The organism is Amycolatopsis eburnea (assembly GCF_003937945.1).
Classification (GTDB): domain Bacteria; phylum Actinomycetota; class Actinomycetes; order Mycobacteriales; family Pseudonocardiaceae; genus Amycolatopsis; species Amycolatopsis eburnea.
Window position 1 is genome coordinate 414834 of record NZ_RSEC01000032.1, and the last position, 25392, is coordinate 440225.

Here is a 25392-nt window from a genome sequence, read left to right on the forward strand (position 1 = left end):
CCGGTGAAACGTCGGTGATCACACCGCACCCCCTTCGGCGACCGAAGCGCCCTTGCGGCCGGCGAGCGCCCGGCCGACCCGGCGTTGCTCGGCCGCGAGGTCGGCGCGCCGCACGATCTCGTACGCCACGACGACCGACAGCACGATGATGCCCTGCATGATCGTCGCGATCTCCTTGGACACGTTGATCTGCTCCAGCGACACCGCGGAGGTGTCGAGGAACGCCCACAGCAGCGCGCCGAGCGCGATGCCGCCGGGGTGGTTGCGGCCCAGCAGCGCGACCGCGATGCCGGTGAAGCCGTACATCTGGGTCGAGGTGATGCCGTAGCTGAAGTCGCGGCCGAGCAGTTCCGGCATCGCGACCAGGCCGGCGACGCCGCCGGAGAGCAGCATCGCGATCAGCGTCATCTTCTTGGCGTTGACGCCGCCCGCGGCGGCCGCGGTGGTGGATTCGCCGGACGCCTTGAGCTCGAAGCCGAACCGGGTGCGGTTGAGCATGAACCAGTACGCGCCGCCGATGATCGCGGCGATGAAGACGAACCCGAACAGCGTGCCCGAGCCGAGCGGGATGCCCGGGATCCGGCCGGACGGCTCGATCACGCGGGTGCCGATGTTGTTGCCGGTCTGCACGCCGAACTGGTCGGCGTTGATGAGGAAAGCGATGATGCCGCCGACGATCGCGTTGAGCATGATCGTCGCGATCACCTCGCTCACCCCGCGGGTGACCTTGAGGATCGCCGGGATCGCCGCGTACGCCGCACCGGCGACCACGGCGACGATCAGGATGACCAGCGTGTGGATCACCGGGGGCAGCTTCAGGGCGCCGCCGGTGATGGCCGCGACGACCGCGGCGAACCGGTACTGGCCCTCGACGCCGATGTTGAAGAGGTTCATCTGGAAGCCGATGGCCACCGCGAGCCCGGACAGGTAGTAGACCGTCGCCAGGTTCACCGTGTCGACCGCGGTCGAGCCCTTGAACATCTGGCCGATCATCGTGCCGTACGCCTGCAGCGGGTCGGCGCCCGAGATGATCAGCGCGATCGCCGACAGCAGCACGGCGAAGACGATCGCCAGCAGCGGTGGCAGCAGTTTCGTGCGCCAGGACGTCATTCCTCGTCACCCTCCCCCGCGCCGGTCATCGCGGAGCCCAGTTCCTGCGGGGTCACGGTGGCGGGGTCGGCCTCGCTGACGAGGCGCCCGCGCAGCATGACCCGGATCGTGTCGGACAGGCCGATCAGCTCGTCGAGGTCGGCGGAGATCAGCAGCACCGCGAGCCCGGCGGCGCGGGCCTGGCGGATCTGCTCCCAGATCAGCGCCTGCGCGCCGACGTCGACGCCGCGCGTCGGGTGCGAAGCCACCAGCAGCACCGGGTTGCCGGACAGCTCGCGCCCGACGATCAGCTTCTGCTGGTTGCCGCCCGAGAGCGCGGCGGCCGGGACGTCGATGCCCGGCGTGCGGACGTCGTAGTCGCGGACGATCCGCTCGGTGTCGGCCCGGGCGCCGGCGATGTCGAGCAGCTGTCCCTTCGAGACCGGTTCGCGGGTCTGGTACCCGAGGATCCGGTTGACCCACAACGGTTGCTGCAGCAGGAGGCTGTGCCGCGTGCGGTCTTCGGCGATGTAGCCGATGCCGGCCTCGCGCCGCGCCAGCGTGCCCGCCTTCGTCAAGTCTCGCGCCACACCCTCGGCGTCGACCAGCTCGATCGTGCCGCCGGACGGCTTGCGCATGCCCATGATCGTCTCGACCAGCTCGGTCTGGCCGTTGCCCTCGACACCGGCGACGCCGAGCACCTCGCCCGCGCGCACGGTGAAGGAAACGTCGTCGAGCGCGTTGCGGTCCGAGCCCTCGGCGCCGAGCGTCAGGCCGGTCAGCCGCAGCACGTCCCGGTCGGTGACCGTGGACTCGCGGGTATCCGGGCTGGGCAGCTCCGAGCCGACCATCATCTCCGCGAGCTGCCGGGACGTGATCGTCTTCGGGTCGGCGGTCCCGACGGTCGTGCCGCGCCGGATCACCGTGACGGTGTCGGCGATCGCGCGCACCTCGTCGAGCTTGTGCGAGATGAAGAGGAAGGTGTAGCCGTCGGCCTTCATCTCCCGGACGGTCGCGAACAGCGCGTCGACCTCCTGCGGCACGAGGACCGCGGTCGGCTCGTCCAGGATGATGATCTTCGCCCCGCGGTAGAGCACCTTGACGATCTCGACGCGCTGGCGGTCGGCGACGCCGAGTTCTTCGAGCAGCGTGTCCGGCTTGGCGTGCAGGCCGGTCCGCTCCGCGAGCTCGGCCAGCCGCGCGCGGGCGGCGCGGCCGATGCCGTGCAGGCCCTCGGCGCCGAGGAAGACGTTCTCGCCGACGGTGAGGTTGTCGGCGAGCATGAAGTGCTGGTGCACCATGCCGATGCCGGCGCGGATGGCGTCCTGCGGGTTGCGCAGCTTCACCTCTTCGCCGTTGATCGCGATGGTGCCCTCGTCCGGCGGCTGCATGCCGTAGAGGATCTTCATCAGGGTGGACTTGCCGGCGCCGTTCTCGCCACAGATGGCGTGCACCTCGCCGGTGGTGACGGTGAGGTTGACGTCGGAGTTGGCCACCACACCGGGGAATCGCTTCGTGATCCCGGTCAGCTGAACGGCGGGCGCGCCCCGGTCGGGGACGGCTTCGGCCGGGGCCTCGGCAGTGCTCATGGGCGGGAGAATTCCATATCTCGTCTAAACGCGTGAGGGGCCCGGAGGAAAAAATCCTCCGAGCCCCGACGCGTGCTGAGCTACTTCTGCGGCTTGTCCGAGACGGTGATCGCGCCCGCGATGATCTGGGCCTTGTACCCGTCGAGGACGTCCTTGATGTCGTCGACCTTGCCACCGGAGGTGGCGTAGCCGACGCCGTCGACCTTGAGGTCGAACCGCTTCGGCAGGGTCGTCAGGTCGCCCTTGGCGAGCGCCTGGACGTAGTCGAAGACGGCGACGTCGACGCGCTTGAGCATGGACGTGATGATGACGTCCTTGTCGGCGGCGACGGTCTTCTGGTTGTACTGGTCGGAGTCGACGCCGATGGCCAGCGCGTTGCCCGCCTTGGCGGCGTCGAACACGCCCTTACCGGAGGCGCCCGCGGCGTGGTAGATCACGTCCGCGCCCTTGGCGATCTCGGCCGCGGCCTTGACGTTGCCCTTCGCCGGGTCCTGGAACCCGGAGAAGTCACCGGCCGGGGTCAGGTAGTCGTCCTCGATCTTGATCTTGGACGAAACCGTCTTCGCGCCCTGCAGGAAGCCGGCCTCGAACTTCTGGATCAGCGGGGTGTTGACCCCGCCGACGAAGCCGACGTGGCAGTTCTTGCTCTTGTACGCGGCGGCGACGCCGGCCAGGAACGAGCCCTGCTCCTCGGCGAAGACCAGCGGCGTCACGTTCGGGAGCTGGATCGAGTCGTCGTCGACGATCGCGAACTTGGTGTTCGGGTACTTGGCCGCGACGACCTTGACCGACGGCGCGTACGCGAAGCCGACCGCGATGATCGGGTTCAGGCCCGAGGCGGCCATCTGGTCGAGGCGCTGCTGCTTGGCCGACTCGGCCTCGCTGGCGGACGCGGTGCTCTCGTTGACCGTGGTCACGCCGAGCTCGGCCTTCGCCTTGTCGGTGCCCGCGGCGGCGGCGTCGTTGAAGGACGCGTCACCCCGGCCGCCGACGTCGAACGCCAGGCCGATCTTCAGCTTGCTGCCGTCGACCTTCTCACCGGCCGAAGCCGAGCTGCTCGCCGCGGCGGGCGCGGCGGGCGGCTTCTGCGCGGTGACGCAGTCGGAACCGCCCGAAGAGGCCGCGGTGTTGTTCGAGCTGCTACCACCGCTGGAGTCCTTGGCGCACCCGGCCAGGGCGAGCACCCCGGCCATGGCCGCGGCGGCCAGCGCGGTTCCACGCATGCGACGCAACGTGTTTCTCCCTCCCCGCTGATCCAGCGGATGTCCAGGGCACGACCGGGCCCACTGCCGGGTCGACTGGTGGACCGTACCCAACGGACAGGAATGCGCCATAGGAACGGCACGCTACGTAACACAAACGTTTACTCGCGCATCGCACGCGCGACGGAACGTGCACCCTACGTGATCAAAGACGTCACGGGGCGCTGCTTTCGGCGGAATCCCGAGCCGGCGGGACGGCCGAAATGCCGTTTGCCGTGACTCAGTGTGCCAGTCCGACCGAAGCGTGGACCAGTCCGATCACTCTGTGAGACGCAGGCGGCAAGGCGCCTTCCGAATCGTTTCAGCTGCTCGCCGCCCGATCGGGCGTCAGCCGGACGAGCGAGCCGACGCGATGCGTCCACAGTGGACCCCTCATGCTGTGACGGCGGCCACAACCGGTGCACACCCAGGTGTCTGGTCCATCACAGAGAGGAACCCGGAGGTGAGCCGTCCGTCCGGGGCGGGTCTAGCATCCGATTCATCCACGCTCGATGACGTTGACTTCGGCAAGCTCGTACGCACACGGCGACTGCGGACCTCACGGCCACCGGGCACACAGTCAGACGTTGGAGGCCGTTCACCGATGTCCACCACGGCGAGCACTGCCACCTCGGCAGGGGCGAGCGATCGGGCGGGTGCCTCACGCCGGCAGGGAACCTTCTACCGGGGCGACCCCGGCATGTGGTCCTGGGTGCTGCACCGCATCACCGGCGTGCTCACATTCTTCTTCCTGTTCGTGCACGTGCTCGACACCGCGCTCGTGCGCGTGTCGCCGAACACCTACGACCAGGTCATCGAGACCTACAAGACGCCGATCGTGAACCTCCTCGAGGTCGGCCTCGTCGGCGCGGTCCTCTTCCACGCGCTGAACGGCATCCGCGTCATGCTGGTCGACTTCTGGTCGAAGGGCCCGAAGCTGCAGAAGGCGATGCTGTGGGTCATCGGCGTGGTCTGGGTCGTCGTGATGGTCCCCGGTGCCTTCTTCATGCTGAAGCGCACCGCCGAAACGCTCTTCGGGGGTAACTGACATGGCCGACCTCGCCCTCGCGAACCCGCGCGCGCCGAAGCGCCCCGCCGCGCGCCGGAGCAACTTCGAGCTCTACAGCTGGCTGTTCATGCGGATCTCCGGCCTGGCGCTGGTCATCCTGGTGCTCGGCCACCTGCTGATCATGAACATCCTCGACGGCGGTGTGCACCGGATCAACTGGGGCTTCGTCGCCGGCCGCTGGGCTTCGCCGTTCTGGCAGTTCTGGGACCTGGCCATGCTCTGGCTCGCCGAGATCCACGGCGGCAACGGCCTGCGCACCATCATCGACGACTACGCGCGCAAGGACAGCACGCGGTTCTGGCTGAAGATCGTGCTGTACGTCTCGATGGTGCTGATCCTGGCCGTCGGCACGATGGTGATCTTCACCTTCGACCCGAACATGCCCGCGAACTGACCCCCGGAGACCTCCCACCATGCAGTTCCACAAGTACGACGTGGTGATCGTCGGCGCCGGCGGCGCCGGGATGCGCGCGGCCATCGAGTCCGGCCAGCGCGCCCGCACCGCGGTCCTCACCAAGCTCTACCCGACCCGGTCCCACACCGGCGCGGCCCAGGGCGGCATGTGCGCCGCGCTGGCGAACGTCGAAGAGGACAACTGGGAGTGGCACACCTTCGACACGGTCAAGGGCGGCGACTACCTCGTCGACCAGGACGCCGCGGAGATCATGGCCAAGGAGGCCATCGACGCGGTGCTCGACCTGGAGAAGATGGGCCTGCCGTTCAACCGCACGCCCGAGGGCAAGATCGACCAGCGCCGCTTCGGCGGGCACACGCGTGACCACGGCAAGGCCGCGGTGCGCCGCGCCTGCTACGCCGCGGACCGCACCGGTCACATGATCCTGCAGACGCTGTACCAGAACTGCGTCAAGTACGGCACGGAGTTCTTCAACGAGTTCTACGTGCTCGACCTGATCCTGTCCGAGGACGAGAACGGCAACCCGGTCGCCTCCGGCGTCGTCGCCTACGAGCTGGCCACCGGCGAGCTGCACGTCTTCCAGGCGAAGTCGATCGTGTTCGCCACCGGCGGCGCGGGCAAGATCTTCAAGACGACGTCGAACGCGCACACCCTCACCGGTGACGGCCTCGGCATCATCTTCCGCAAGGGCCTGCCGCTGGAGGACATGGAGTTCTTCCAGTTCCACCCGACCGGCCTCGCGGGCCTGGGGATCCTGATCTCGGAAGCCGTCCGCGGCGAGGGCGGGATCCTGCGCAACGCCTCCGGCGAGCGGTTCATGGAGCGCTACGCCCCCACCATCAAGGACCTCGCGCCGCGCGACATCGTGGCGCGCTCGATGGTGCAGGAAGTGCTGCAGGGCCGCGGGTGCGGCCCGAACAAGGACTACGTCGTCCTGGACGTCACGCACCTGCCGGTGGAGGTCCTCGAGACCAAGCTGCCGGACATCACCGAGTTCTCGCGCACCTACCTGGGCGTCGACCCGGTGAAGGAGCCGGTGCCGGTGTTCCCGACCTGCCACTACGTGATGGGCGGGATCCCGACCAACGTGCACGGCGAAGCGCTGCGGGACAACGAGAACGTCATCCCGGGTCTGTACGCGGCGGGCGAGGTCGCGTGCGTGTCCGTGCACGGCTCGAACCGCCTGGGCACGAACTCGCTGCTCGACATCAACGTGTTCGGCCGCCGCGCCGGTATCGCGGCCGCGGAGTACGCGCTGGCGCACGAGCACGTCGAGCTGCCGGAGAACCCGACCGCGCTGGTCGAGGAGCAGCTCGCGGGCCTGCTGTCGGAGCACGGCGACGAGCGCGTCGCCGACATCCGCAAGGAAATGCAGCAGACGATGGACTCGCACGCGTCGGTGTACCGGACCGAGGACACGCTGAAGCAGGCGCTGACCGACGTCCAGGCGCTGAAGGAGCGGTACCAGCGGATCACCGTGTCGGACAAGGGCAAGCGCTACAACACCGACCTCCTCGAGGCCGTCGAGCTGGGCTTCCTGCTGGAGCTGGCCGAGGTCCTGGTGGTCGGCGCCCTGGCCCGCAAGGAGTCCCGCGGCGGCCACGCCCGCGAGGACTACCCGAACCGCGACGACACGAACTTCATGCGGCACACCATGGCCTACAAGCAGGGCACGGGTCTGTCGTCCGACATCCGGCTGGACTACAAGCCGGTCACCTTCACCCGCTACGAGCCGATGGAGCGGAAGTACTGATGACTAGCGTTGCCGAAGCTCCTGCTGCTTCTTCGGACTCGGACCACACCCCGATCACGGTCACGCTGAAGATCCTCCGGTTCAACCCGGAGGTCGACACCGAGCCGCACTGGGAGTCCTACGACGTCCCGGCGCAGCGCACCGACCGGCTGCTGAACCTGCTGTTCTACGTCAAGGACTACATCGACGGGACGTTCTCGTTCCGCCGCTCGTGCGCGCACGGCGTGTGCGGGTCCGACGCGATGCAGATCAACGGCATCAACCGCCTGGCCTGCAAGGTCCTGATGAAGGACCTGCTGTCGAAGGACGGCAAGCAGACGACGATCACGATCGCCCCGATCAAGGGCCTGACGACGTTGAAGGACCTCTACGTCGACATGGACCCGTTCTTCGAGGCGTACCGCGCGATCAAGCCGTACCTGATCACGTACGGCAACGAGCCGACGCGCGAGCGGATCCAGTCGCAGGCGGACCGGGACCGGTTCGACGACACGACCAAGTGCATCCTGTGCGCGTGCTGCACGTCGTCGTGCCCGGTGTACTGGAACGACGGCTCGTACTTCGGGCCCGCGGCGATCGTGAACGCCCACCGGTTCATCTTCGACTCCCGGGATGAGGGGGCGGAGGAGCGGCTGGACATCCTGAACGATGGTGAAGGTGTTTGGCGCTGCCGGACGACGTTCAACTGCACGGACGCGTGCCCGCGCGGCATCCAGGTGACAAAGGCGATCCAGGAAGTGAAGCGCGCCCTGCTGTTCAAGCGCGTCTGACGCTCCGCGAAGATCCGTGAAGGCCTCCTTACCGGCATTTTTGCCTGGGAAGGAGGCCTTCACGGCTTTCGGCAGTTATCCACAACGGGGCGGTTGTCCACAGGCTGGTGAGTTGGGGCTGGTGCCCCGTGGGCCTTGGTCAGGACGATGGGACGGTGCCGAGACAAGGAAGACGCGCGAGTCATCTGTTGTCGCTCCGCGAACGGAGCCACAACGGTGTCGCGCGGGCCGCGGATCTGGAATCCGCCGGGATCGACAGCAAGACCATCTACCGCCGGTGCCTTCCCGGCGGGCCGTGGCGACGGCTGCTCCCCGGCATAATCCTGCTCCACAACAACGAACCGACCGCGGATCAGCCCGCCACGGCAGCGTTGCTCTACGCCGGAGCCGGTGCGCAGATAACCGGCACGGAAGCGTGCCGACGCCACGGCCTGCGAGCAGCTCAGCTGCCGACAGACGATCTGCATCTGCTGATTCCCCACCAGCGCAAGGTCCGCAGCACCGGTTTCGTCACCATCGAACGCACGCTGCGGCTGCCGGCTCCGGTGGTCCGGAACGGCTTTCCGCTCGCTCCGCTGGTCCGTTCCACGACGGACGCGGTGCGCCGGCTCCAAGACCTGGAACAGAGCACCCGGCTGCTGATCGAAGCGATCCAGCGCGGTCGGTGCGCACCTGCCGCACTGCTGTGGGAGTTGAACGCCGGAACGCAACGGGGAACTGCGGTTGCGCGACGACTGCTGACCGACTGGACGGACGTCCGATCGATGGCCGAAGTGCGGGCAAAGGCCCTGAGCGATCGCCTGGCGGTGCCGCCGAGTCACTGGAACGTCAATCTCTACGACGCCACCGGCCAGTACATCGCTTGTCCCGACGCGTGGTGGGACGACGTCGGCCTCGCCTGGGAGATCGACTCGTTCGAATTTCACTTCGCCCGCACCGACTACGCCCGCACGCTGGAGCGGAACACGAGATACGCGGCAGCCGGGATCTCGGTCGTCCAATCCCTGCCTGCCGACCTCACCCGCGATCCCACCGGCGTCATGGCCATGTTGGACAAGGCCTATCGCACAGCCCATGCGAGCCCACGCCCGTCCGTCCACCTGGCTCAGACGGCCTAAATGCCGTGAAGGCCTCCTTACCGGCATTTTTGCCCGGTAAGGAGGCCTTCACGGCAATTGGTTAGCGCACCGCGTCCAGGGCGTTGACCAGGCCGTGGCCGTAGTACGAGTTGTTCTTCGCCGGGCCCGTGCACTCCGTTTCCGTCGACGCGCACTTCACCACGTCCGCCTCGCCCTCCAGGAGCCGGGCGATGAACGACGGCGGTGCCCCGCGGAACTTCGATGCCAGCAGCGCCGCGACGCCCGCGGCGTGCGGGGAGGCCATCGATGTGCCGCACTTCGAGCCGTACAGGCCGCCGAACACCGTTGTCGACAGGGGGCAGGCCGGGCCGGCGCCGTCCGGGGGCGTCTGCGAGAAGTCTCCACCGGGAGCCGTGACATCGATGGAGCCGTAGTTGCTGAACGACGACTTCGTGCCCGCGTAGCCCACCGAAGACACCGTCACCACGCCGTCGATCGCCTTCGGGAGGATGCCGCAGGTCGAGTCCACCGGGTGGGGCCGGTTCGGATCGGTTGTCTGCGTACGAGTATCGAAGCCCGAGTTGCCCGCCGCCGAGACATTCAGGACGCCGTGGTGGGTCGAGAACTCGATCGCGCGCCGGACCGCTTCGTACGCCGCCGCGTCGCCCGGTTCGCGGGAGCAGAAGAACATGCCCGGGTCGATGTAGTAGCTGTTGTTCGTCACCTGGAAGCCGTGCTTGGCCGCCCACACGAAGCCGCAGACCGCCGACTCCGGGAAGATGTAGCCGTCGTCGTTCACGACCTTCACCGACGCCAGGCGCACGCCCGGGGCGATGCCCGTGAAGCCCGCCGCCGGGTCCTTGCCCGCGATCGTGCCCGCCACGTGCGTTCCGTGGTCGGACGTCGTCGGGGCCCACGAGGCCGGCGTGAGGTCCGGCGCGCCGCTCACACATCCGGCCGACGACGACGCGGAGACGGCGTTGCGAAGGGCCGGGTGCGTCGCGTCGATGCCCGAGTCGAGCACGCCGACGGTCACCGAGGAGCTGCCCTGGGAGATCTTGTTCGCCTCGGGCGCGTGGATCGCCTTCATGTCCCACTGCTGCGCCGACAGGTCACCCGCGGCGGCCACCGAACGCGTGTCCTCCAGCGTCCGGACCGCGCCCAGCGAGCGAGCTGCGGCGCCGCCCTGGGAAGCCACGTCCTTGCCGCCCGAGTAGGCCCGGTAGACGCCGATCTTCTGCTGGAAGTCCGCGTTGCGCGAGCTGGCGATCGCGACGCCGATCTCGGCGTAGTACGCGACCTTCGTGCCGCACTTGGCCGCCAGCTCCTTGTCGACGGCCGACGCGCGCGTGCCCGGCTGGTACGTCACCACGTAGGTGTACGGCGTGCTCGTCGTGTCGCAGGTGACCGGCGCGGCCTCCGCGGCCGGCGCCGCCGCGAACAGGCCGCCCCCGACGGCGAGCACGAGCGGGGCCGCCATTCGGCGTAAACGGGACATTCCACCTCCAGAGTCGGTGGCGTCAACCTAAACCGGCCCCGGAGCGCGCGCCACCGACCAAAGTCAGGAGGACGGCCGCGCACGCACGCCGCGCCAGCCCAGGACGCCGATGATCGTGCCCAGCACGAACGAGACGACGGTCAGCACCGCGTGCACGACGAAGTACGCGGTCGGCGAGCCGTCGGGCGCCCAGGCGCGGTCGCTCTCCCACAGGTTCTTGGCGAACGTGATCCAGATGATCCACGACCACACGCCGAAGGCCAGCAGGAACAGCGAGGTTCGTCGGGAAAGGCGCATGCCCCTGAGTATGCGCCGACGGCCGCGGCGCTAGATTGCGTGGGTGCACTCCGCTGTCTCCCGGTCGCTCAAGGTCTTCACGACGACGCTCGCCGCCGCCCTCCTGGCCCTGGGCACCCCGGTCGCCGCCGGCGCGGCGCCGCAGCAGCAGGGCCAGTGCGCCAACCACCTCGCTCCCCCGCCGCCGGTCGACACGTCGGAGAAGCCCGCGCCCGGCAAGCAGGCCCCGGCGCCGCTGGCCGTGCCCGCCACCCCGGTCGGCGGCCCGCGGATGGCCGAGTGCGGCCTGATCACCCCGGACGGCGCGCTCAACCCGCCGGACGGCAACACCGCAGCGTCCTGGGTGGTGCAGGACCTCGACAGCGGCGCGGTCATCGCGGCGAAGGACCCGCACGCCCGGCAGCGGCCGGCGTCGCTGATCAAGACGCTGCTCGCGCTCGTCGTCGTCACCCAGCTGAACCCGCAGCAGGTGCTCGTCGCGACGAAGGAGGACGCCGAGCAGGAGTGCACCTGCGTCGGCCTCGCCGCCGGCGGCCAGTACACGGTCGACCAGCTGCTCCACGGCCTGCTGATGCACTCGGGCAACGACGTCGCGCACGCGCTGGCCACGGCGCTCGGCGGGGTCGACTCGACGGTGGCGAAGATGAACGCGCTGGCGGCCCGCATCGGCGCGCTGGACACGCGGGCCGCGACGCCGTCGGGGCTCGACGGGCCGGGCATGTCGACCTCGGCCTACGACCTCAGCCTGATCTTCCACTACGCGATGAAGCAGCCCGAGTTCGCGCGGGTCGTCGCGACGAAGAACTTCGAGATCCCGCCGACCGGCGGCAAGCCCGCGATCCCGGTGTTCAACGACAACAAGCTGCTCGGCGTCTACCCCGGCTTCCTCGGCGGCAAGACCGGCTTCACCGACGACGCCCGCCACACCTACGTCGGCTCCGCGCAGCGCAAGGGCAAGCGGCTCGCGGTCGTGATGCTGCGCGCCGAGCAGAAGCCGACGAAGGTCGTCGACCAGGCGGCGAAGCTGCTCGACTACGGCTTCGCGCTGGAAGACGACCGCGCCGAGCCGGTCGGGCAGATCAGTTACCAGGCGCCGTCGGCCGACGCGCCCGGCAGCGACCCGTCGGTGCTGACCGACGGCGGCACGAGCAACAGCGGCACGACGTCCTCGGCCGCGGCGGCCAAGGACGACCCGTTCGGCGTCACCGGCTGGATCATCACGCTGGTCGTGTTCCTGATCATCGTCGGCGGGTTCGCCGTCGGGCACCAGCGCAAGAAGGCCGCGAGCTAGCGGAACCCGGGCCCGGGTTCCGGGGTCACCCGGTCGGTCGCGATCGCGCCACCGCAGTGCCCGCAGGCGACGAACGTCTCGGCGATCTCGCCGCAGTCGTTGTGCCGCAACAGGATCGGCGGCCCCTCCGGCCCGGCGAGGTGCCGGTCGCCCCACTGCATGAGCGTGACGACCGCGCCGAAGAGGTCGCGCCCGGCCGCGGTCAGCCGGTATTCGGGCACCGGGTCGACGCGGTCGAGCACACCCGCGTCGACGAGGGTCTTCAGCCGGGCGGACAACGTCGGGCGCGGGATCGAAAGCGTGCGCGCGAACTCGCCGTAGCGGCGCACGCCGAAGAACGCCTCCCGCAGGATGAGCAGGCTCCACCGCTCGCCGACCAGGTCGAGCGCGCGCCCGACCGAGTCCGCGGTGAACCGGTGGCCGAGGTCGGTCACAGCTGCTCCGTCCGGGCCGGGACGCCCAGCAGCAGCTTGCCCGGCAGCTCGAAGCTGGCGGGGTTCACCTGGAAGTGGGCGGTGGCGGTGTGGGCATCGCGGAACCGGCGCTGCAGCGGCGAAGTCTCGTAGATCGCGGCGCCGCCGCCGAGGTCGTACATGCTTTCCGCGACCTTCGCGGCCGTGCGCGTGACGTGCGTGGCGGCGAGCCGGAGGCCCACCTTGAGCGCGTCCGGCACCGGTTCGGTGCCCTGCGCGGCCTGCCAGGCGTCGTCGATGCTGCGGTAGAAGAGCAGCCTCGCCGCGCGCAGCGCCGCTTCGGCCTCCGCGACGGACGCCTGGGTCTGCGCCCGCTCGGCCAGCGACCGGCTGGAGCCCAGCGGTTTCCGGGTGACGGCCAGCTCGACGAGGTCGTCGATCGCGCCGCGCGCGTTGCCCAGCGCGGCCGCGGCGACCGACAGCGCGAAGTAGCCGAAGAGCGGGAACCGGTGCAGCGCAACGGCTTCCGGCGGTGGGCCGCCCATCACCGAGAAGACGCGGTGCTCCGGGACGAACACCGCATCGGCAACGCAGTCGTGACTGCCGGTGCCACGCAAGCCGTTCGTGTGCCACGTGTCGAGCACGGTGATCTCGGCCTTGGGGAACGCGGCGACGTAGAGCTGTCCTTCGTGGACGAACCCGGCGAAAAGCCAGTCGCAGTGCGGGATCCCGCTGCAGAACGCCCACCGGCCGGACACGACGTACCCGCCGTCGACCCGTTCGCCGGTGCCGCGCGGCGCCCAGACCCCGGCGGCGACGGTGCGCGGGTCGCCGAAGACCTCTTCGGCGCACTTTCGCGGCGCATACGCCGACAGCAGGCTGCTCGTGACGGCGATCGAGACGCACCAGCCGGCCGACGCGTCGCCGCGCGCGACCGTCTCGGCGGTCTCGAGGCTCACCGCGGGCGGCGCTTCGGGCCCGCCGAGGTAACCGGGTACGCCGCTGCGCAGGAGCTGGGCGTCGGTCAGCTTCGCGACGAGCTCGGCAGGCAGTGCGCGCTCCCGCTCTGTGACCGGCGCGAGCGTCTTGGCGAGCGCGGCGCACTCGCGGGCGGCGTCCAGCACGAAACCTCCCGGTTCAGATTTCTTACCGGTTCAGTTTCTTTACCGCCCAGCCCGCTGTCAAGGCTTGCGGCGGCCCCCGAACCACGCGAGCAGCGCGCCGGCGCCGAACGCGCCCGCGACGGCCCCGAGGCCCGGCCCGCGCTGCACCGTCACGTTCTGCTCCAGCAGCACCGGCGGCGGGGGCTGGACGACCTTGTGCTGGTTCTCCTTCGCCGTCGCGGTCCACGCCGTGATGAGCAGCAGGAAGCGCGAGACGAGGTTCGCGAACACGAGCAGACCGATGACCGGCCCGAACAGCGCGGCCGACGGCGACTTCGTGACGCTGGCCAGGTAGATCGACCCGACCTGCTGCAGGACGACGAACCCGATCGCGGCGACCACGGCACCCTTGACGGCGCTGCGCAGCGCGACCCGCTCCCGCGGCAGCCGCGCGATCACCCAGAGGAAGACGAGGGTGTTGGCGAGCAGGCCGAGCACGATCGTCGCCCCGCGGAGCAGGTAGATCGCCCAGGTTTCGTGTTCGAGCCCGACCAGTTCGAGCAGGAACTGCCCGACCCCGCCTCCGACGGCGGTCAGCGCGAACGAAACGATGAGCGCGACCCCGAGGCCGACGAGCGCGACGAGGTCCTTGAGCGTCTGCTTGACGAGCGGCTGCGCCTGCTTTTCCTGGCCCCACTGCGCGGTGAGCGCGTCGCGGAGGTTCGACATCCAGCCGATGCCGGAGTAGAGGGCGATGAGCAGGCCGAAGACACCGATCGTGCCGCCGGAGTCGAGCGCGCCCTTGACGATGCCGTTCACCAGCTCGCGAAGGCCCTCGGGGACGGCGTTGTTCACGCCGTCGGTGATCTTGGTGATGATCGTCTGGTCGTGGTTGACCACCAGCCCCACGACGGCGAACGCGACCATGAACAGCGGGAACACCGACAGCACGCTGAAGTAGGTGATCGCGGCGGCGTAGTGGTTGCCGTACCGCTCGGTGAAGGCGTCGTTGGCGCGGATCAGGTGATCGAGCCACGGGTACTTCCTGCGCAGGCGCGGCAGGAGCTTTTCCTTCTCTTCGTTCGGCACTGTAAAACGCTAACCACGCCGGGTGACTCCTGCAACGCGAGCGGTTCAGGCGAGGGAGGTTCGCAGGGCGTCGTAGCCGTCCACGACGTGCGCGCCGCGGCTCACGGCGAACGCCTCGACGGCCGCGTAGCTCCGGTCCAGCTCGGCGGCGGTCAGCGGGGTGGCCGTCTCGACTTCCGAGTCGCGCGCCTCGAAGCGGCGCCGGGCCACGTCGCGGCCGGGGAGGAGCACGAACTCGTGGAACTCGGCGCCCGTTTCGCGGGCCAGCGCTTCGAGGCGTTCGGCGAACCCCGGGCGGACCAGCAGCTGGGGCACCACGACGTCGTGACCTGCGGTCAGGTGCGTACGGGCGGCGGCCACGGCGATGTCTCGGGCCAGCAGCCCGGCCGGGCCCGGTTGGGCGCGCCAGCCGCCGACCATCGCGCGAAGGCGGTCGACGTCCAGCGCCAGAGCGGGCGGGTGGTCGTCGGCGTAGCGCCGGGCGAGCGTCGACTTGCCGCTGCCCGGCGGGCCGTTGAGCAGGAGCAGCTTCACCGCACCGGCGGCAGGAACCCGATCCGCTGGTAGGTCTTGGCCAGCGTCTTCGCCGCCACCTCGCGGGCGCGTTCGGCACCGGCGGCGAGGACCTTGTCCAGCTCGGCGAAATCGTCCAAATAGGACTTGACGCGCTCCTGGATCGGCGTGACCCACTCGACGAACACCTCGCCGAGGTCCTTCTTCAGATCGCCGTAACCCTTGCCTTCGTAGGCGGCTTCGAGGTCGGCGATCGTCCGCTCGGTGAGTGCGGAGTAGATGGACAGCAGGTTCGAGACGCCGGCCTTGTTCTCGGCGTCGAACTTGACCTCGCGGCCGGTGTCGGTGACCGCCGAGCGGATCTTCTTCGCCGAGCGCTTCGGGTCTTCGAGCAGCTCGACGAGCCCGTTCGCGGTGGACGCCGACTTGCTCATCTTGCTCGTCGGGTCCTGCAGGTCGTAGATCTTCGCGGTGTCCTTGATGATGAACGGCTCGGGCACGACGAACGTCTTGCCGAGGCGGTTGTTGAAGCGCTGCGCGAGGTCGCGGGTGAGCTCCAGGTGCTGCCGCTGGTCTTCGCCGACCGGGACGGCGTCGGCCTGGTAGAGCAGGATGTCCGCGGCCTGCAGGATCGGGTAGGTGAAGAGGCCGACGCTGGAGCGGTCGGAGCCCTGCTTGGCGGACTTGTCCTTGAACTGCGTCATCCGGCCGGCCTCGCCGAACCCGGTCTGGCACTCGAGGACCCAGCTCAGCTGCGCGTGCTCGGGCACGTGGCTCTGCACGAACAGGGCGCTGCGCCGCGGGTCGATCCCGATGGCGAGCAGCTGCGCGGCGGAGACCCGGGTGCGCTGCCGCAGCACCTTCGGATCCTGCTCGACGGTGATCGCGTGCAGGTCGACCACGCAGTAGAAGGTCTCGTGCGTGTCCTGCATCCGCACCCACTGGCGCAGGGCACCGAGGTAGTTCCCGAGGTGGAACGAGTCAGCGGTCGGCTGGATCCCGGACAGGACCCGCGGACGGCGTGCGGCTGCGACGGTCTGCTCTTCGGACACGCGGAGATTCTTTCAGGCTGGGTCGAAGCGCGGACGGCGAGGGCCCTTCGGCGCCCCGGTCGGTGCCTGGGCCGGGCGCGAGCAACCCCGACATGCCGGGTGGAAGCAGGCGGGTCGGTCGCACGCGGACCGGGCTCCGGTGGCGCGGCTCATCAGCCGGGCGGACGCGCGCGAGCGGCCCGGCGTGCGGGTGTCGAGCAAAGCAGGAACAGCTCCGGCCCAAGCGGGTGCCACAGCGACAACGGCGTGGGGCGCCGGGCCCCGGCGGTGCCGCACATCAGCTGAGCGGGCACGCGACGTGCGGCGCCGGTGGGTCAGGCGTGCGGGTGCTGGGTGAGGAACGGGCGGGTCGGCGTGGCGTCGGGCTCGCCGAGGACGGCTTCCGCCATGGCCGTGACCGGGCCGGGGGTTTCGGGGGTGGCCGGGGCGGCCTCGGCGACTCGGTTCTTGCGGCGCTGGCGCAGCACGCCCAGGGTCATGCCGACGATGCCGAGCGCGACCGCGACCAGGCCCACCGGGCCCAGCACGCCGAAGCTCTCCGCGGTCGTTTCGGCCTGGGCGGTCGTCGTGACGTCGGCGAACGCGCTGCCGCCGCCCGCGACGAGCAGGGCGGCCGGGACGAGCGCGACCACCGCGGCCGCGCGCAGCGTGGACCGCAACAGGAGATGACCTGGGTTGCGCACCGGAGTGCCTCCCGCGATTGACGAGCGAAACGCTCACCCATCCGAGTGAGACGCTGCGTGTTGCTGGTCAAAAAGCTACCGAGCGTGTCAAGACCCGAGGGTCCGATCGACTCGGGGGCTGAGACTAGCGCCCAACCGATAACACGGCCCCGGCACCCCTGTGGTTCACCCCAACCGCCCAAGTGGGTGTTGCGGAGGACGGAACGCTCGTACTCAAAGTAGAGCTTGGCCGGTCCGTGTCCGCATGGCCGTCACCCGTTCATCGCAAGATCGGCTCACACTCTGCCATTCGACGCAGCGGCCGATGCTCCGATCGCGTCGTCTTATTCGGAAAACTTTTCACTCGATAGTGATTGGTCTATACCTCTTGGAGTAGCCCGTTCGGCTCGGTCGGACCGCGCACGACCGGCGTGATCAAGAGGAGTCTGAATGTCGATTACCCGGTTCTTGAAGCGCACCGGAGTGGCGGTGAGCGCGCTCGCCGCGGCGGCCGGCGCCGTCGTGCTCCCGGCGACCACCGCGTCCGCCGCGGCGGACGCCTCGTTCGTCGTCAGCGAAGCCCAGTTCGACCAGATCTTCCCCAACCGCAACAGCTTCTACTCCTACAGCGGCCTCACCGACGCGCTGTCGGCCTACCCCGGCTTCGCCAACACCGGCGACGACACGGTCAAGAAGCAGGAAGCGGCGGCGTTCCTGGCGAACGTCAACCACGAAACCGGCGGCCTCGTCTACATCGTCGAGCAGAACACCGCCAACTACCCGCACTACTGCGACGCGAGCCAGTCCTACGGCTGCCCGGCCGGCCAGGCCGCCTACTACGGCCGCGGCCCCATCCAGCTCAGCTGGAACTTCAACTACAAGGCCGCCGGCGACGCGCTCGGCATCGACCTGCTCGGCAACCCGTACCAGGTCGAGCAGAACTCGGCCGTCGCGTGGAAGACCGGGCTCTGGTACTGGAACACCCAGACCGGGCCGGGCACCATGACGCCGCACGACGCGATGGTCAACCAGCGCGGGTTCGGCGAGACCATCCGCAGCATCAACGGGTCCATCGAGTGCAACGGCGGCAACCCCGCCCAGGTGCAGAGCCGGATCGACAAGTACACGCAGATCACCGGGATCCTCGGGGTCCCGGCCGGGAACAACCTGTCCTGCTGAGCCGGGCGCGGCGAGAAGGGCCTTCCCGGCACCGTGCCGGGGAGGCCCTTTTCGCGATCACGGCTGGGGATCGAGGTACCCCAGCAGCTTGCGCAGGACGTCGTCCAGCAGGCCGAGCTCCTTTCCGGACAGTCCGGAAAGGAGCTCGGAGACGTTCGCGGTGTGCTCGGTCATCGCGGCGTCGACGGCGTCGAAACCCTTGTCCGTCAAGCGGATGCGGAAGCTGCGGCGGTCGTTCGGGTCGAGCGCGCGCTCGACGAAGCCCGCTTTCTCCAGCCGGTCGAGGCGGCTCGTCATGCCGGCGCGGGACATCATCAGCGTCGCGGACAGCTCGGACGGGATCAGCGTGTAGGGCCGCCCGGACCGGCGCAGCGCCGCCAGGACGTCGAACTCCCCGCGCTGCAGGCCGAACTTCCCGAACACGCGCTCCTGGGCCGGGCCGAGCACGAGCGCCAGCCGGCCCATCCGGCCGGCGACGCCGATGGCGGTCAGGTCGAGGTCGGGGCGTTCACGGTGCCAAGCCGACACGACGGCGTCGACGGCGTCTTCGTCACTCACCGGACCCACTCTATTCGACGCCAGCACTATTCGTCGCCTGATAGTTTGACAGCGAACTATCAGGCGTGGAACCATCGAGGGCATGACGACATTGCTGGTACGCCACGACGAAGCCGAGCAGCTCGGCTCGACCCCCGACACGATGACCCTGCTCGCGGACGTCTCGCAGACGGACGGGCACCTGAGCACGAACCGCGCGTGCCTCGGCCGCGGGCGCGACGGCGCGACCCCGCACTTCCACACCTCGTCGGCCGAGATGTTCTTCATGCTGGACGGGGAGCTGGACGTGCTGAACGGCGACGACATCGTGACGGTGCGGACCGGCGACATGCTGTTCGTGCCGCCGCACACCACCCACGCGTTCGGCGCGACCGCGCGCTCGGGCGCGGACGTGCTGATCGTGTTCACGCCCGGCGTCGAGCGCTTCGAGTACTTCCGGATGATCGACCGGATCCGCCGGGGCGAGGCGTCACCGGCGGAGATCCTGGCGACGCAGGAGCGGTTCGACAACCACTTCGTGGACAGCGCGGCCTGGCGCGCGGCCCGCGCGGCCTAGATGTCGTAGGTGGCGGTGACCGGCGCGTGGTCCGACCAGCGCTGGTCGTACGCGGCCGCGCGTTCGACGACGACTTCGACGACCTTCTCGGCGAGCCCCGGCGTCGCGAGCTGGCAGTCGATGCGCCAGCCGGAGTCGTTGTCGAAGGCCTGGCCGCGGTAGGACCACCAGGTGTAGGGGCCGGGGCCCTCGGGGTCGAGCCGGCGCTGGACGTCGGTGTAGCCCGCCTCGGTGTAGACCCGGCCGAGCCACTCGCGTTCCTCCGGCAGGAAGCCGGAGTTCTTGCGGTTGCCGCGCCAGTTCTTGAGGTCGATCGTGTCGTAGGCGATGTTCCAGTCCCCCACGACGACGGCCTCGCGCCCGGCCGCGGCGGCCTTCGCCCGCAGCTCGACGAGGTAGGGCAGGAACGCGGCCATGAAGCGTTCCTTCTCGTCCTGGCGCTCGGTGCCGACGTCCCCGCTGGGCAGGTAGAGGCTTGCGACGACGACACCGGGCAGGTGGACCTCGAGGTAGCGCCCGCTGTCCTCGAACTCGGGCTCGCCGAAGCCGACGCGCACCTCGTCCGGCTCGACGCGGCTGTACACGGCGACACCGTTGCGTCCCTTGACCGCCGACGGCGCGTGCGCGGTGAACCACCCTTCGGGCGCGACGACCGACGCCGGGAGCTGGTCCGCGGTGGCGCGCACCTCCTGGCAGCAGACGACGTCGGCCTTCGTGGCGGCGAGCCACTCGACGAAGCCCTTCTTGGCGGCGGCACGCAGGCCGTTGACGTTCACGGTGGAGACGGTCAGCACGCCTCGCACGCTACCGGCCGGGCGGCCGCGTCCGGACCATCGGGGCCGGTCGGCGAAAACCGCGCCGCGCCGGCGCACGTGCTCTGCCAGACTGCCGCGCATGGGCGACGACGCGAGCAGCCTGACCGTGCTCGGCAGCTGCGGCGCGTGGCCGGAACCCGGCCGGGCGTGCGCCGGATTCCTGCTCTCGCACAACGGGTTCCGCGTCGTGCTCGACCTCGGGTACGGCGCCGCCTCACGGCTGTTCGCGCACTGCCGGGACCGGCTGCCGGACGCCGTCGTCGTGACGCACGAGCACCCGGACCACTGCGCCGACGTCAGCGCGCTCGGCCGCGCCTGGCACTACACGGGCCCACCCGGTGCGCGGTTGCCGCTGCACTGCACGCCCGGCACCGTCCGCCGGCTCGAGGCGCTGGAGCCGCGGCCGCACCCGACGGAAGTGTTCGCCGTGCACGACCTCGGCACCCCGGCCGACGTCGGGCCGTTCCGCCTCACGCCGTACCTCCTGCCGCACCACCAGCCGAACTTCGGCGTGCGCCTGACCGCGCCCGGGCTCACCGTGGCGTACACCGGGGACACGGGGCCTTCGTCGCTGCTGGCCGACCTCGGCCGCGACGCGGACCTGGTCATCTGCGACGCCACCCTCCGCACCCCACCGGCGGAGGGGGAGCCTCGCTATCTGATGACCGCCACCGAAGCCGGCCATTGGGCGGCGAAGGCGGGCGCTCGGCGGTTGCTGCTCACGCACTTCTGGCCGGGCACCGATCGTGCCGCCGCGGCCGAGGAGGCTCGGGCCGGGTTCGGTGGTGAGGTGCTGATCGCGGAGGAAGACCTCACGGTCGTGCTCTGACGCCGGGCCAGACCGCCACCCCGCGCTCCGGCCAGCCGGCCTCAGTCCGCCGGAAATCTCCCCTCTCGCCTCGGCCAGCCGACCGCAGTCCATCGAGGATCTCCCCTCGCGCTCCGACCCCCGTCCGAGCGCGTTCCCCAGGTTCGACCATCGCGGGCCCGCCATCACAGCCTCGCCGATCAGCGCCGCACCGACCCGGCTCTCGCCGCCCGCGAGACTCCCCCTGGAGACCTCGCGGACGTCCCGTCCGGCTCGTGCCGCATTCAGTTGTCGCCCGTCCCCGGACGGTGCCCCCCTCTCCGGCGACCATGGGCCGCCACCTGCGGTTTTCGACGTGATCAGTTCTAGCACCCACCACCGACAAAAACCGGGCCTTGACGCCCGAAGCTACGAACATTAGCTTTAAAGCTATGCAAAGTAGCCATGATGTCCCCTAGGGCCGGCCTGACCACCGACGCGGTCGTCAGCCTCGCGATCGCCGTCGTCGACGAAGCCGGGCCCGAGGCCCTCACCCTCGCCAAGGTCGCCGAACGGGCCGGGGTCGCCGCACCGTCCCTCTACAAGCACGTCAAGAACCTCGCCGACCTGCGGCGGCTCATCGACCTCCGCGTCGTCAAGGAAATGGCCGACACCCTCCGGACCGCCGCAACCGGTCGCGAAGGCGAGGACGCCGTGGCCGCGCTGGCCGATGCCTACCGCGGCTACCTGCGGCAATACCCCCGCCGCACCCACGCGCTCGTCACCGCGCCGGACGAAACCGACACCGAACTCAGCAGCGCGACCCACGCGGTCGCCGAGGTCGTGTTCGCCGTGCTCCGGCCGTTCGGCTTCGACCACGGCCGGGCCGTGCACGCGACGCGGTGCATCCGCGCCGCCGTCCACGGGTTCGCCGGGCTCGAGGCGTCCGGCGGCTTCGGGCGCCCGGAAGACGTCGGCGAAAGCTTCGAAGTGCTCAAGAAGATGCTCGTCCAGGGTCTGGCGAGCTACGCAGAACAGGAACCGAAATGAGTTTCATCCTCGCCGTGCTCCTCTTCACCGTGGGGCTGGGCGTGCTCGACGCCCGCTTCCCGTGGACGGAGGCCCGCAGATGATCGCCGGCCACTTCGGACTGGCCGCCGCCGTCAAGGCGGGCCGGCCGGCCATCCCCGTCTGGACGCTCATGCTCGCCACCGCCTGGCTCGACGTCGTGTTCGTGCCGCTCTACCTGAGCGGCATCGAGACGGTCGACGGCGAGGGCTACGGCGGCGGCGTCATCCACGCCGACTACACGCACTCGCTCGTCAGCGCGCTCGTGCTCGCCGCGCTCTTCGGCGGCGTCGCGGCCATCAAGCTCGGCCGCGAAGCCGGGCTGATCCTCGGCGGCGTCGTGTTCTCCCACTGGCTGCTCGACCTCGTCGTGCATCGCGCCGACCTGCCGATCCTGCCCGGCAACGCCGGTGACCTGCCCACGCTCGGCTTCGGCCTCTGGCGGCTGCCCGCCGTCTCGGCCGTCGTCGAGCTGCTGATGCTGGCGATCGGCATCGGCCTCTACTGGCGCGCAGCGGCGAAACGCGATCCGAAGCGCGCTCGCACGCTGGGCCTCTCGGCCGCGGCGTTCGGTGTCGCCACCCTCGCGGCCGACCTGCTCGGCGTCTGAAGGATCAGCGAAGGATCAGCAGGTGGAGCCCTCGACAGGCTGGGTGAAAGCGGCCGCCACCCACTTGTCGTCGGCCACCTTCCGGAAGCCGTTCTGCACGCCCGGCAAGGCGTCGAACTGGGCGTCGCGCAGGTACTTGCCGACGATCTTGGCGTTGCCGTCCGCCGTCTCGCGGGCGTTCAGGACGTCCGCGGTCACGGTCACCTTGCACCCGGTCGCCGAAGCGCCCGAAGCCTGCTTCCCCGTGTTCATGGCGTACACGAAGACGACCAGGACGATGGCGCCCAAGATGATCAGAGTCTTCTTCGACATGCCTTCCTCCAACCAGCGAGCCCCGTCCTCCGCCAAGGGTAGGCAATCCTTTACCCGCACCGACAGCGCCGTACGCAGCAACCACCCGGAGGCGCCAGTGGAGCCACTCCACGGTGACGCGCTGTACACGAAGAAGCCCCCTTCCCGACGAATCGGGAAGGGGGCTTCTTCGCGGGGAGAACTCAGCCCTGGGCGATCTTCTTCGCCAGGTTGTCGTCCAGCGTCGCGAGGAACTCCTCGGTCGTCTGCCACGGCTGGTCCTTGCTGATGAGCAGCGCGAGGTCCTTCGTCATCTGGCCGCTCTCGACGGTCTCGACGACGACCTGCTCCAGCTTGTTCGCGAAGCCGATCAGCTCCTGGTTGCCGTCCAGCTTGCCGCGGTGCTCGAGGCCGCGGGTCCAGGCGTAGATCGACGCGATCGGGTTGGTCGACGTCGGCTTGCCCTGCTGGTGCTGGCGGTAGTGCCGGGTGACCGTGCCGTGCGCGGCCTCGGCCTCGACGGTCCGGCCGTCCGGCGTGCGCAGCACCGACGTCATCAGGCCGAGCGAGCCGAAGCCCTGCGCGACCGTGTCGGACTGGACGTCACCGTCGTAGTTCTTGCACGCCCAGACGTAGCCGCCCTCCCACTTCATCGCCGCGGCGACCATGTCGTCGATCAGGCGGTGCTCGTAGGAGATGCCCTTGGCGTCGAAGTCGGCCTTGAACTCGTTCTGGAAGATCTCCTCGAACACGTCCTTGAACTGGCCGTCGTAGGCCTTGAGGATGGTGTTCTTGGTGGAGAGGTAGACCGGCAGGCCGCGGTCGAGGCCGTACTGCAGCGACGCGCGCGCGAAGTCCTCGATCGACTTCTTGAAGTTGTACATCCCCATGGCGACGCCGCCGCCCTCGGGGAACTGCGCGACCTGGAACTCCATCGGCTCGGAGCCGTCGTCCGGGGTGTAGCTGACGGTCAGCTTGCCCGGGCCCGGCACCTTGAAGTTGGTGGCCTTGTACTGGTCACCGTGGGCGTGGCGGCCGATGATGATCGGCTTCGTCCACGTCGGCACCAGCCGCGGGATGTTCTGGATGACGATCGGCTCGCGGAAGATCACGCCGCCGAGGATGTTGCGGATCGTCCCGTTCGGGGACAGCCACATCTTCTTGAGGCCGAACTCTTCGACGCGGGCCTCGTCCGGGGTGATCGTGGCGCACTTGACGCCCACGCCGTGCTTCTTGATCGCGTTCGCGGAGTCGACCGTGACCTGGTCGTCGGTGCGGTCCCGCTCCTCGATACCCAGGTCGTAGTAGTCCAGGTTCACGTCCAGGTACGGGTGGATCAGCTTGTCCTTGATGAACTGCCAGATGATGCGGGTCATCTCATCGCCGTCGAGTTCGACGACGGTGCCCTGGACCTTGATCTTGGCCATGAGCAGCGGTGCTCCTTCCGCGGATCTTCGCGTTCTTCTTTAAGTCTCGCCGGTAGCGGTACAAGCGTACTGCTTGACCGAGCTGGATGGTTCCAGTAGTGGCCGGTATCAAGTCTCCACCCGCGCGTTGTGGCGCAGCTCACGGGGCCGGGGCCGACCGCTCGGCTCAGCCGACCGCTCGCCGAGCGAGCGTCGCGTTCCGGGGTGAACCAAGGCACGATGCCACCCGTGAACTCATCATGCGGGAGGTGACGGCCATGTCGACCCATCGGTACGCCGACTACGAAGACGATTACGAAGACTACGAAGACAGCACCGACGTTCGCGACGAACGGCCGCGCCGAGGTGGCGCGCACGTCGTCAGCGCGCTGGGCGGGCTCGTGCTCACACCGGTGGCCCTCGGGCTGCTGAGCTGGGGCGGGCTGCGCCAGCAGCAGCTGATCCAAGCCACCCTCAGCACCAACCGCGACGCGCTCGGCATCGCGCTGCTGGCCGGCGGGGCGATCCTGCTGCTGGTCGTCGCCGCGCTCGGCGCGCTGTCCGCGGTCGGCCCGATCCTGGGCGGGCTGATCTACGGCGTGCTGCCCGGCGTCGCCGCGATGGCGGTGCCGGAGTGGGGGTTCCGGCTGGTCAACCTGATGCCGAAGAGCGACATCGCGTACGGCGTCATGGACTTCCTCTTCATCGGCGGGCTGCTCGGCGTGGGCTTCCTGCTGGTCGGCAGCGGACTGGCCAACGCGCTGGTGCGGCGGCGCCGCGAGAGCTGAACCCCGCCGGTGGCAAAATCGGCGGATGGGACTGTTCACCGTCGCGGAAGCACGTGACGAACTGGCGCGGCTGCGGCCGGTCCTCGACGAACTGGTGCGCGTCCGCGCCGACGCGGCCGAGCTCGCGGCGTCGCTGCGCCCGGGCGGCCGGGCCACCGAGCTGGGCGGGCTGCCGGAGTGGAAGGCCGCGCAGGCGCGCCTCGACGACCTCATGACGACGGTGCAGCGCACCGGCGCCGAGCTCAAGGGGTTCGCGCCGCTGCTGGTCGACTTCCCGGCCGAGCTCGACGGCACCGACGTGCTGCTGTGCTGGCTCGAGGGTGATCGCGAGCTGGGCTGGTACCACCGCACCGACCTGGGGTTCGCCGGCCGTCGTCCGCTGAAAACCGCTGGTGGGCCCGGCTAGGTTGG

The 25392-nt window shown here is 69.5% G+C and carries 28 protein-coding genes; 13 read left to right on the plus strand and 15 right to left on the minus strand.

Features of this window, described 5'->3' with window-relative positions:
- Positions 1 to 18: 18 nt before the first annotated feature.
- From EIY87_RS09825 to EIY87_RS09835, 3 genes are all read right to left on the minus strand, one after another.
- Entirely contained in the window at positions 19 to 1110 is a 1092-nt protein-coding gene (locus tag EIY87_RS09825; RefSeq protein ID WP_125307343.1) for an ABC transporter permease, read from the minus strand.
- Positions 1107 to 2678 carry an ABC transporter ATP-binding protein gene (locus EIY87_RS09830; protein ID WP_125307344.1) on the minus strand — a complete coding sequence of 524 codons (1572 nt, stop codon included), beginning with the start codon at positions 2676 to 2678 and terminating at the stop codon, positions 1107 to 1109. Before EIY87_RS09830 ends, EIY87_RS09825 begins: the two co-directional genes overlap by 4 nt.
- Positions 2679 to 2758: 80 nt before the next feature.
- A complete protein-coding gene (locus EIY87_RS09835) occupies positions 2759 to 3901 on the minus strand; it encodes a BMP family lipoprotein (RefSeq protein WP_125307345.1) in 1143 nt (380 codons plus the stop codon).
- Between the two features lie 622 nt (positions 3902 to 4523).
- On the opposite strand from EIY87_RS09835, the gene sdhC reads away from it, so the two are divergent.
- The 5 genes from sdhC (at position 4524) to EIY87_RS09860 (ending at position 9044) form a co-directional block, all read left to right on the plus strand.
- Positions 4524 to 4967 carry a succinate dehydrogenase, cytochrome b556 subunit gene (gene sdhC, locus EIY87_RS09840; RefSeq protein WP_125307346.1) on the plus strand — a complete coding sequence of 148 codons (444 nt, stop codon included), beginning with the start codon at positions 4524 to 4526 and terminating at the stop codon, positions 4965 to 4967.
- Position 4968: 1 nt separating this feature from the next.
- Entirely contained in the window at positions 4969 to 5382 is a 414-nt protein-coding gene (locus tag EIY87_RS09845; protein ID WP_086861783.1) for a succinate dehydrogenase hydrophobic membrane anchor subunit, read from the plus strand.
- A 19-nt stretch (positions 5383 to 5401) separates the two neighbouring features.
- Entirely contained in the window at positions 5402 to 7156 is a 1755-nt protein-coding gene (gene sdhA / locus EIY87_RS09850) for a succinate dehydrogenase flavoprotein subunit (protein WP_125307347.1), read from the plus strand.
- Complete coding sequence (locus tag EIY87_RS09855) at positions 7156 to 7926, plus strand: succinate dehydrogenase iron-sulfur subunit (RefSeq protein WP_125307348.1); 771 nt, start codon at positions 7156 to 7158, stop codon at positions 7924 to 7926. The genes sdhA and EIY87_RS09855 overlap by 1 nt, the downstream gene beginning before the upstream one ends.
- Before the next feature lie 188 nt (positions 7927 to 8114).
- Positions 8115 to 9044, plus strand: coding sequence for a hypothetical protein (locus EIY87_RS09860; RefSeq protein WP_191984026.1), 930 nt, complete (start codon positions 8115 to 8117; stop codon positions 9042 to 9044).
- 61 nt (positions 9045 to 9105) lie between these two features.
- On the opposite strand, the gene EIY87_RS09865 is transcribed toward EIY87_RS09860, so the two are convergent.
- Together EIY87_RS09865 and EIY87_RS09870 are read right to left on the minus strand one after the other, a co-directional pair.
- Positions 9106 to 10503: a S8 family peptidase gene (locus EIY87_RS09865; RefSeq protein ID WP_191984027.1), complete on the minus strand. Its 1398-nt coding sequence runs from the start codon at positions 10501 to 10503 to the stop codon at positions 9106 to 9108.
- Positions 10504 to 10566: 63 nt separating this feature from the next.
- A complete protein-coding gene (locus EIY87_RS09870; RefSeq protein ID WP_125307350.1) occupies positions 10567 to 10800 on the minus strand; it encodes an SCO4848 family membrane protein in 234 nt (77 codons plus the stop codon).
- Positions 10801 to 10843: 43 nt separating this feature from the next.
- Between EIY87_RS09870 and EIY87_RS09875 the strand changes: the two genes are divergently transcribed.
- Complete coding sequence (locus EIY87_RS09875) at positions 10844 to 12091, plus strand: D-alanyl-D-alanine carboxypeptidase family protein (protein WP_125307351.1); 1248 nt, start codon at positions 10844 to 10846, stop codon at positions 12089 to 12091.
- Here EIY87_RS09875 and EIY87_RS09880 read toward each other — a convergent pair.
- The 6 genes from EIY87_RS09880 to EIY87_RS09905 all read right to left on the minus strand — a co-directional run bounded on the left by EIY87_RS09880 (position 12088) and on the right by EIY87_RS09905 (position 16920).
- Complete coding sequence (locus tag EIY87_RS09880) at positions 12088 to 12525, minus strand: winged helix-turn-helix transcriptional regulator (RefSeq protein ID WP_125307352.1); 438 nt, start codon at positions 12523 to 12525, stop codon at positions 12088 to 12090. The two genes, EIY87_RS09875 and EIY87_RS09880, sit on opposite strands and share 4 nt — an antisense overlap.
- Positions 12522 to 13628 carry an acyl-CoA dehydrogenase family protein gene (locus tag EIY87_RS09885; protein ID WP_125307353.1) on the minus strand — a complete coding sequence of 369 codons (1107 nt, stop codon included), beginning with the start codon at positions 13626 to 13628 and terminating at the stop codon, positions 12522 to 12524. Before EIY87_RS09885 ends, EIY87_RS09880 begins: the two co-directional genes overlap by 4 nt.
- A gap of 57 nt (positions 13629 to 13685) precedes the next feature.
- Complete coding sequence (gene yhjD, locus EIY87_RS09890) at positions 13686 to 14696, minus strand: inner membrane protein YhjD (protein ID WP_125307354.1); 1011 nt, start codon at positions 14694 to 14696, stop codon at positions 13686 to 13688.
- Between the two features lie 45 nt (positions 14697 to 14741).
- Entirely contained in the window at positions 14742 to 15230 is a 489-nt protein-coding gene (locus tag EIY87_RS09895; protein WP_125307355.1) for an ATP-binding protein, read from the minus strand.
- Entirely contained in the window at positions 15227 to 16261 is a 1035-nt protein-coding gene (gene trpS / locus EIY87_RS09900) for a tryptophan--tRNA ligase (protein ID WP_125307356.1), read from the minus strand. Before trpS ends, EIY87_RS09895 begins: the two co-directional genes overlap by 4 nt.
- A gap of 314 nt (positions 16262 to 16575) precedes the next feature.
- The gene (locus EIY87_RS09905) at positions 16576 to 16920 is read right to left on the minus strand and encodes a hypothetical protein (protein ID WP_191984028.1); all 345 of its coding nucleotides are present in this window, start codon (positions 16918 to 16920) and stop codon (positions 16576 to 16578) included.
- 453 nt (positions 16921 to 17373) lie between these two features.
- On the opposite strand from EIY87_RS09905, the gene EIY87_RS09910 reads away from it, so the two are divergent.
- Positions 17374 to 18102 (plus strand): chitinase, encoded by a 729-nt coding sequence (locus tag EIY87_RS09910; RefSeq protein WP_125307358.1) that lies wholly within the window; start codon positions 17374 to 17376, stop codon positions 18100 to 18102.
- A gap of 57 nt (positions 18103 to 18159) precedes the next feature.
- Here EIY87_RS09910 and EIY87_RS09915 read toward each other — a convergent pair whose 3' ends face one another.
- The gene (locus tag EIY87_RS09915; RefSeq protein WP_125307359.1) at positions 18160 to 18660 is read right to left on the minus strand and encodes a MarR family winged helix-turn-helix transcriptional regulator; all 501 of its coding nucleotides are present in this window, start codon (positions 18658 to 18660) and stop codon (positions 18160 to 18162) included.
- Positions 18661 to 18742: 82 nt separating this feature from the next.
- On the opposite strand from EIY87_RS09915, the gene EIY87_RS09920 reads away from it, so the two are divergent.
- The gene (locus tag EIY87_RS09920) at positions 18743 to 19216 is read left to right on the plus strand and encodes a cupin domain-containing protein (protein ID WP_125307360.1); all 474 of its coding nucleotides are present in this window, start codon (positions 18743 to 18745) and stop codon (positions 19214 to 19216) included.
- On the opposite strand, the gene EIY87_RS09925 is transcribed toward EIY87_RS09920, so the two are convergent.
- Positions 19213 to 20019 carry an exodeoxyribonuclease III gene (locus EIY87_RS09925; protein ID WP_125307361.1) on the minus strand — a complete coding sequence of 269 codons (807 nt, stop codon included), beginning with the start codon at positions 20017 to 20019 and terminating at the stop codon, positions 19213 to 19215. The genes EIY87_RS09920 and EIY87_RS09925 overlap by 4 nt on opposite strands.
- A 91-nt stretch (positions 20020 to 20110) precedes the next feature.
- Here EIY87_RS09925 and EIY87_RS09930 point away from each other — a divergent pair, with 91 nt between their 5' ends.
- The 3 genes from EIY87_RS09930 (at position 20111) to EIY87_RS09940 (ending at position 22496) form a co-directional block, all read left to right on the plus strand.
- Entirely contained in the window at positions 20111 to 20860 is a 750-nt protein-coding gene (locus EIY87_RS09930) for an MBL fold metallo-hydrolase (protein ID WP_125307362.1), read from the plus strand.
- 426 nt (positions 20861 to 21286) lie between these two features.
- Complete coding sequence (locus EIY87_RS09935) at positions 21287 to 21868, plus strand: TetR/AcrR family transcriptional regulator (RefSeq protein WP_125307363.1); 582 nt, start codon at positions 21287 to 21289, stop codon at positions 21866 to 21868.
- A 79-nt stretch (positions 21869 to 21947) separates the two neighbouring features.
- The gene (locus EIY87_RS09940) at positions 21948 to 22496 is read left to right on the plus strand and encodes a permease (protein WP_125307364.1); all 549 of its coding nucleotides are present in this window, start codon (positions 21948 to 21950) and stop codon (positions 22494 to 22496) included.
- A gap of 15 nt (positions 22497 to 22511) precedes the next feature.
- On the opposite strand, the gene EIY87_RS09945 is transcribed toward EIY87_RS09940, so the two are convergent.
- Together EIY87_RS09945 and EIY87_RS09950 are read right to left on the minus strand one after the other, a co-directional pair.
- Positions 22512 to 22808 (minus strand): SH3 domain-containing protein, encoded by a 297-nt coding sequence (locus tag EIY87_RS09945; RefSeq protein ID WP_125307365.1) that lies wholly within the window; start codon positions 22806 to 22808, stop codon positions 22512 to 22514.
- Between the two features lie 182 nt (positions 22809 to 22990).
- Entirely contained in the window at positions 22991 to 24214 is a 1224-nt protein-coding gene (locus tag EIY87_RS09950; protein WP_003064245.1) for an NADP-dependent isocitrate dehydrogenase, read from the minus strand.
- Between the two features lie 257 nt (positions 24215 to 24471).
- Here EIY87_RS09950 and EIY87_RS09955 point away from each other — a divergent pair, with 257 nt between their 5' ends.
- Entirely contained in the window at positions 24472 to 24981 is a 510-nt protein-coding gene (locus tag EIY87_RS09955; protein ID WP_125307366.1) for a hypothetical protein, read from the plus strand.
- 25 nt (positions 24982 to 25006) lie between these two features.
- Entirely contained in the window at positions 25007 to 25387 is a 381-nt protein-coding gene (locus EIY87_RS09960) for a DUF2203 domain-containing protein (RefSeq protein ID WP_125307367.1), read from the plus strand.
- Positions 25388 to 25392 lie beyond the last annotated feature (5 nt).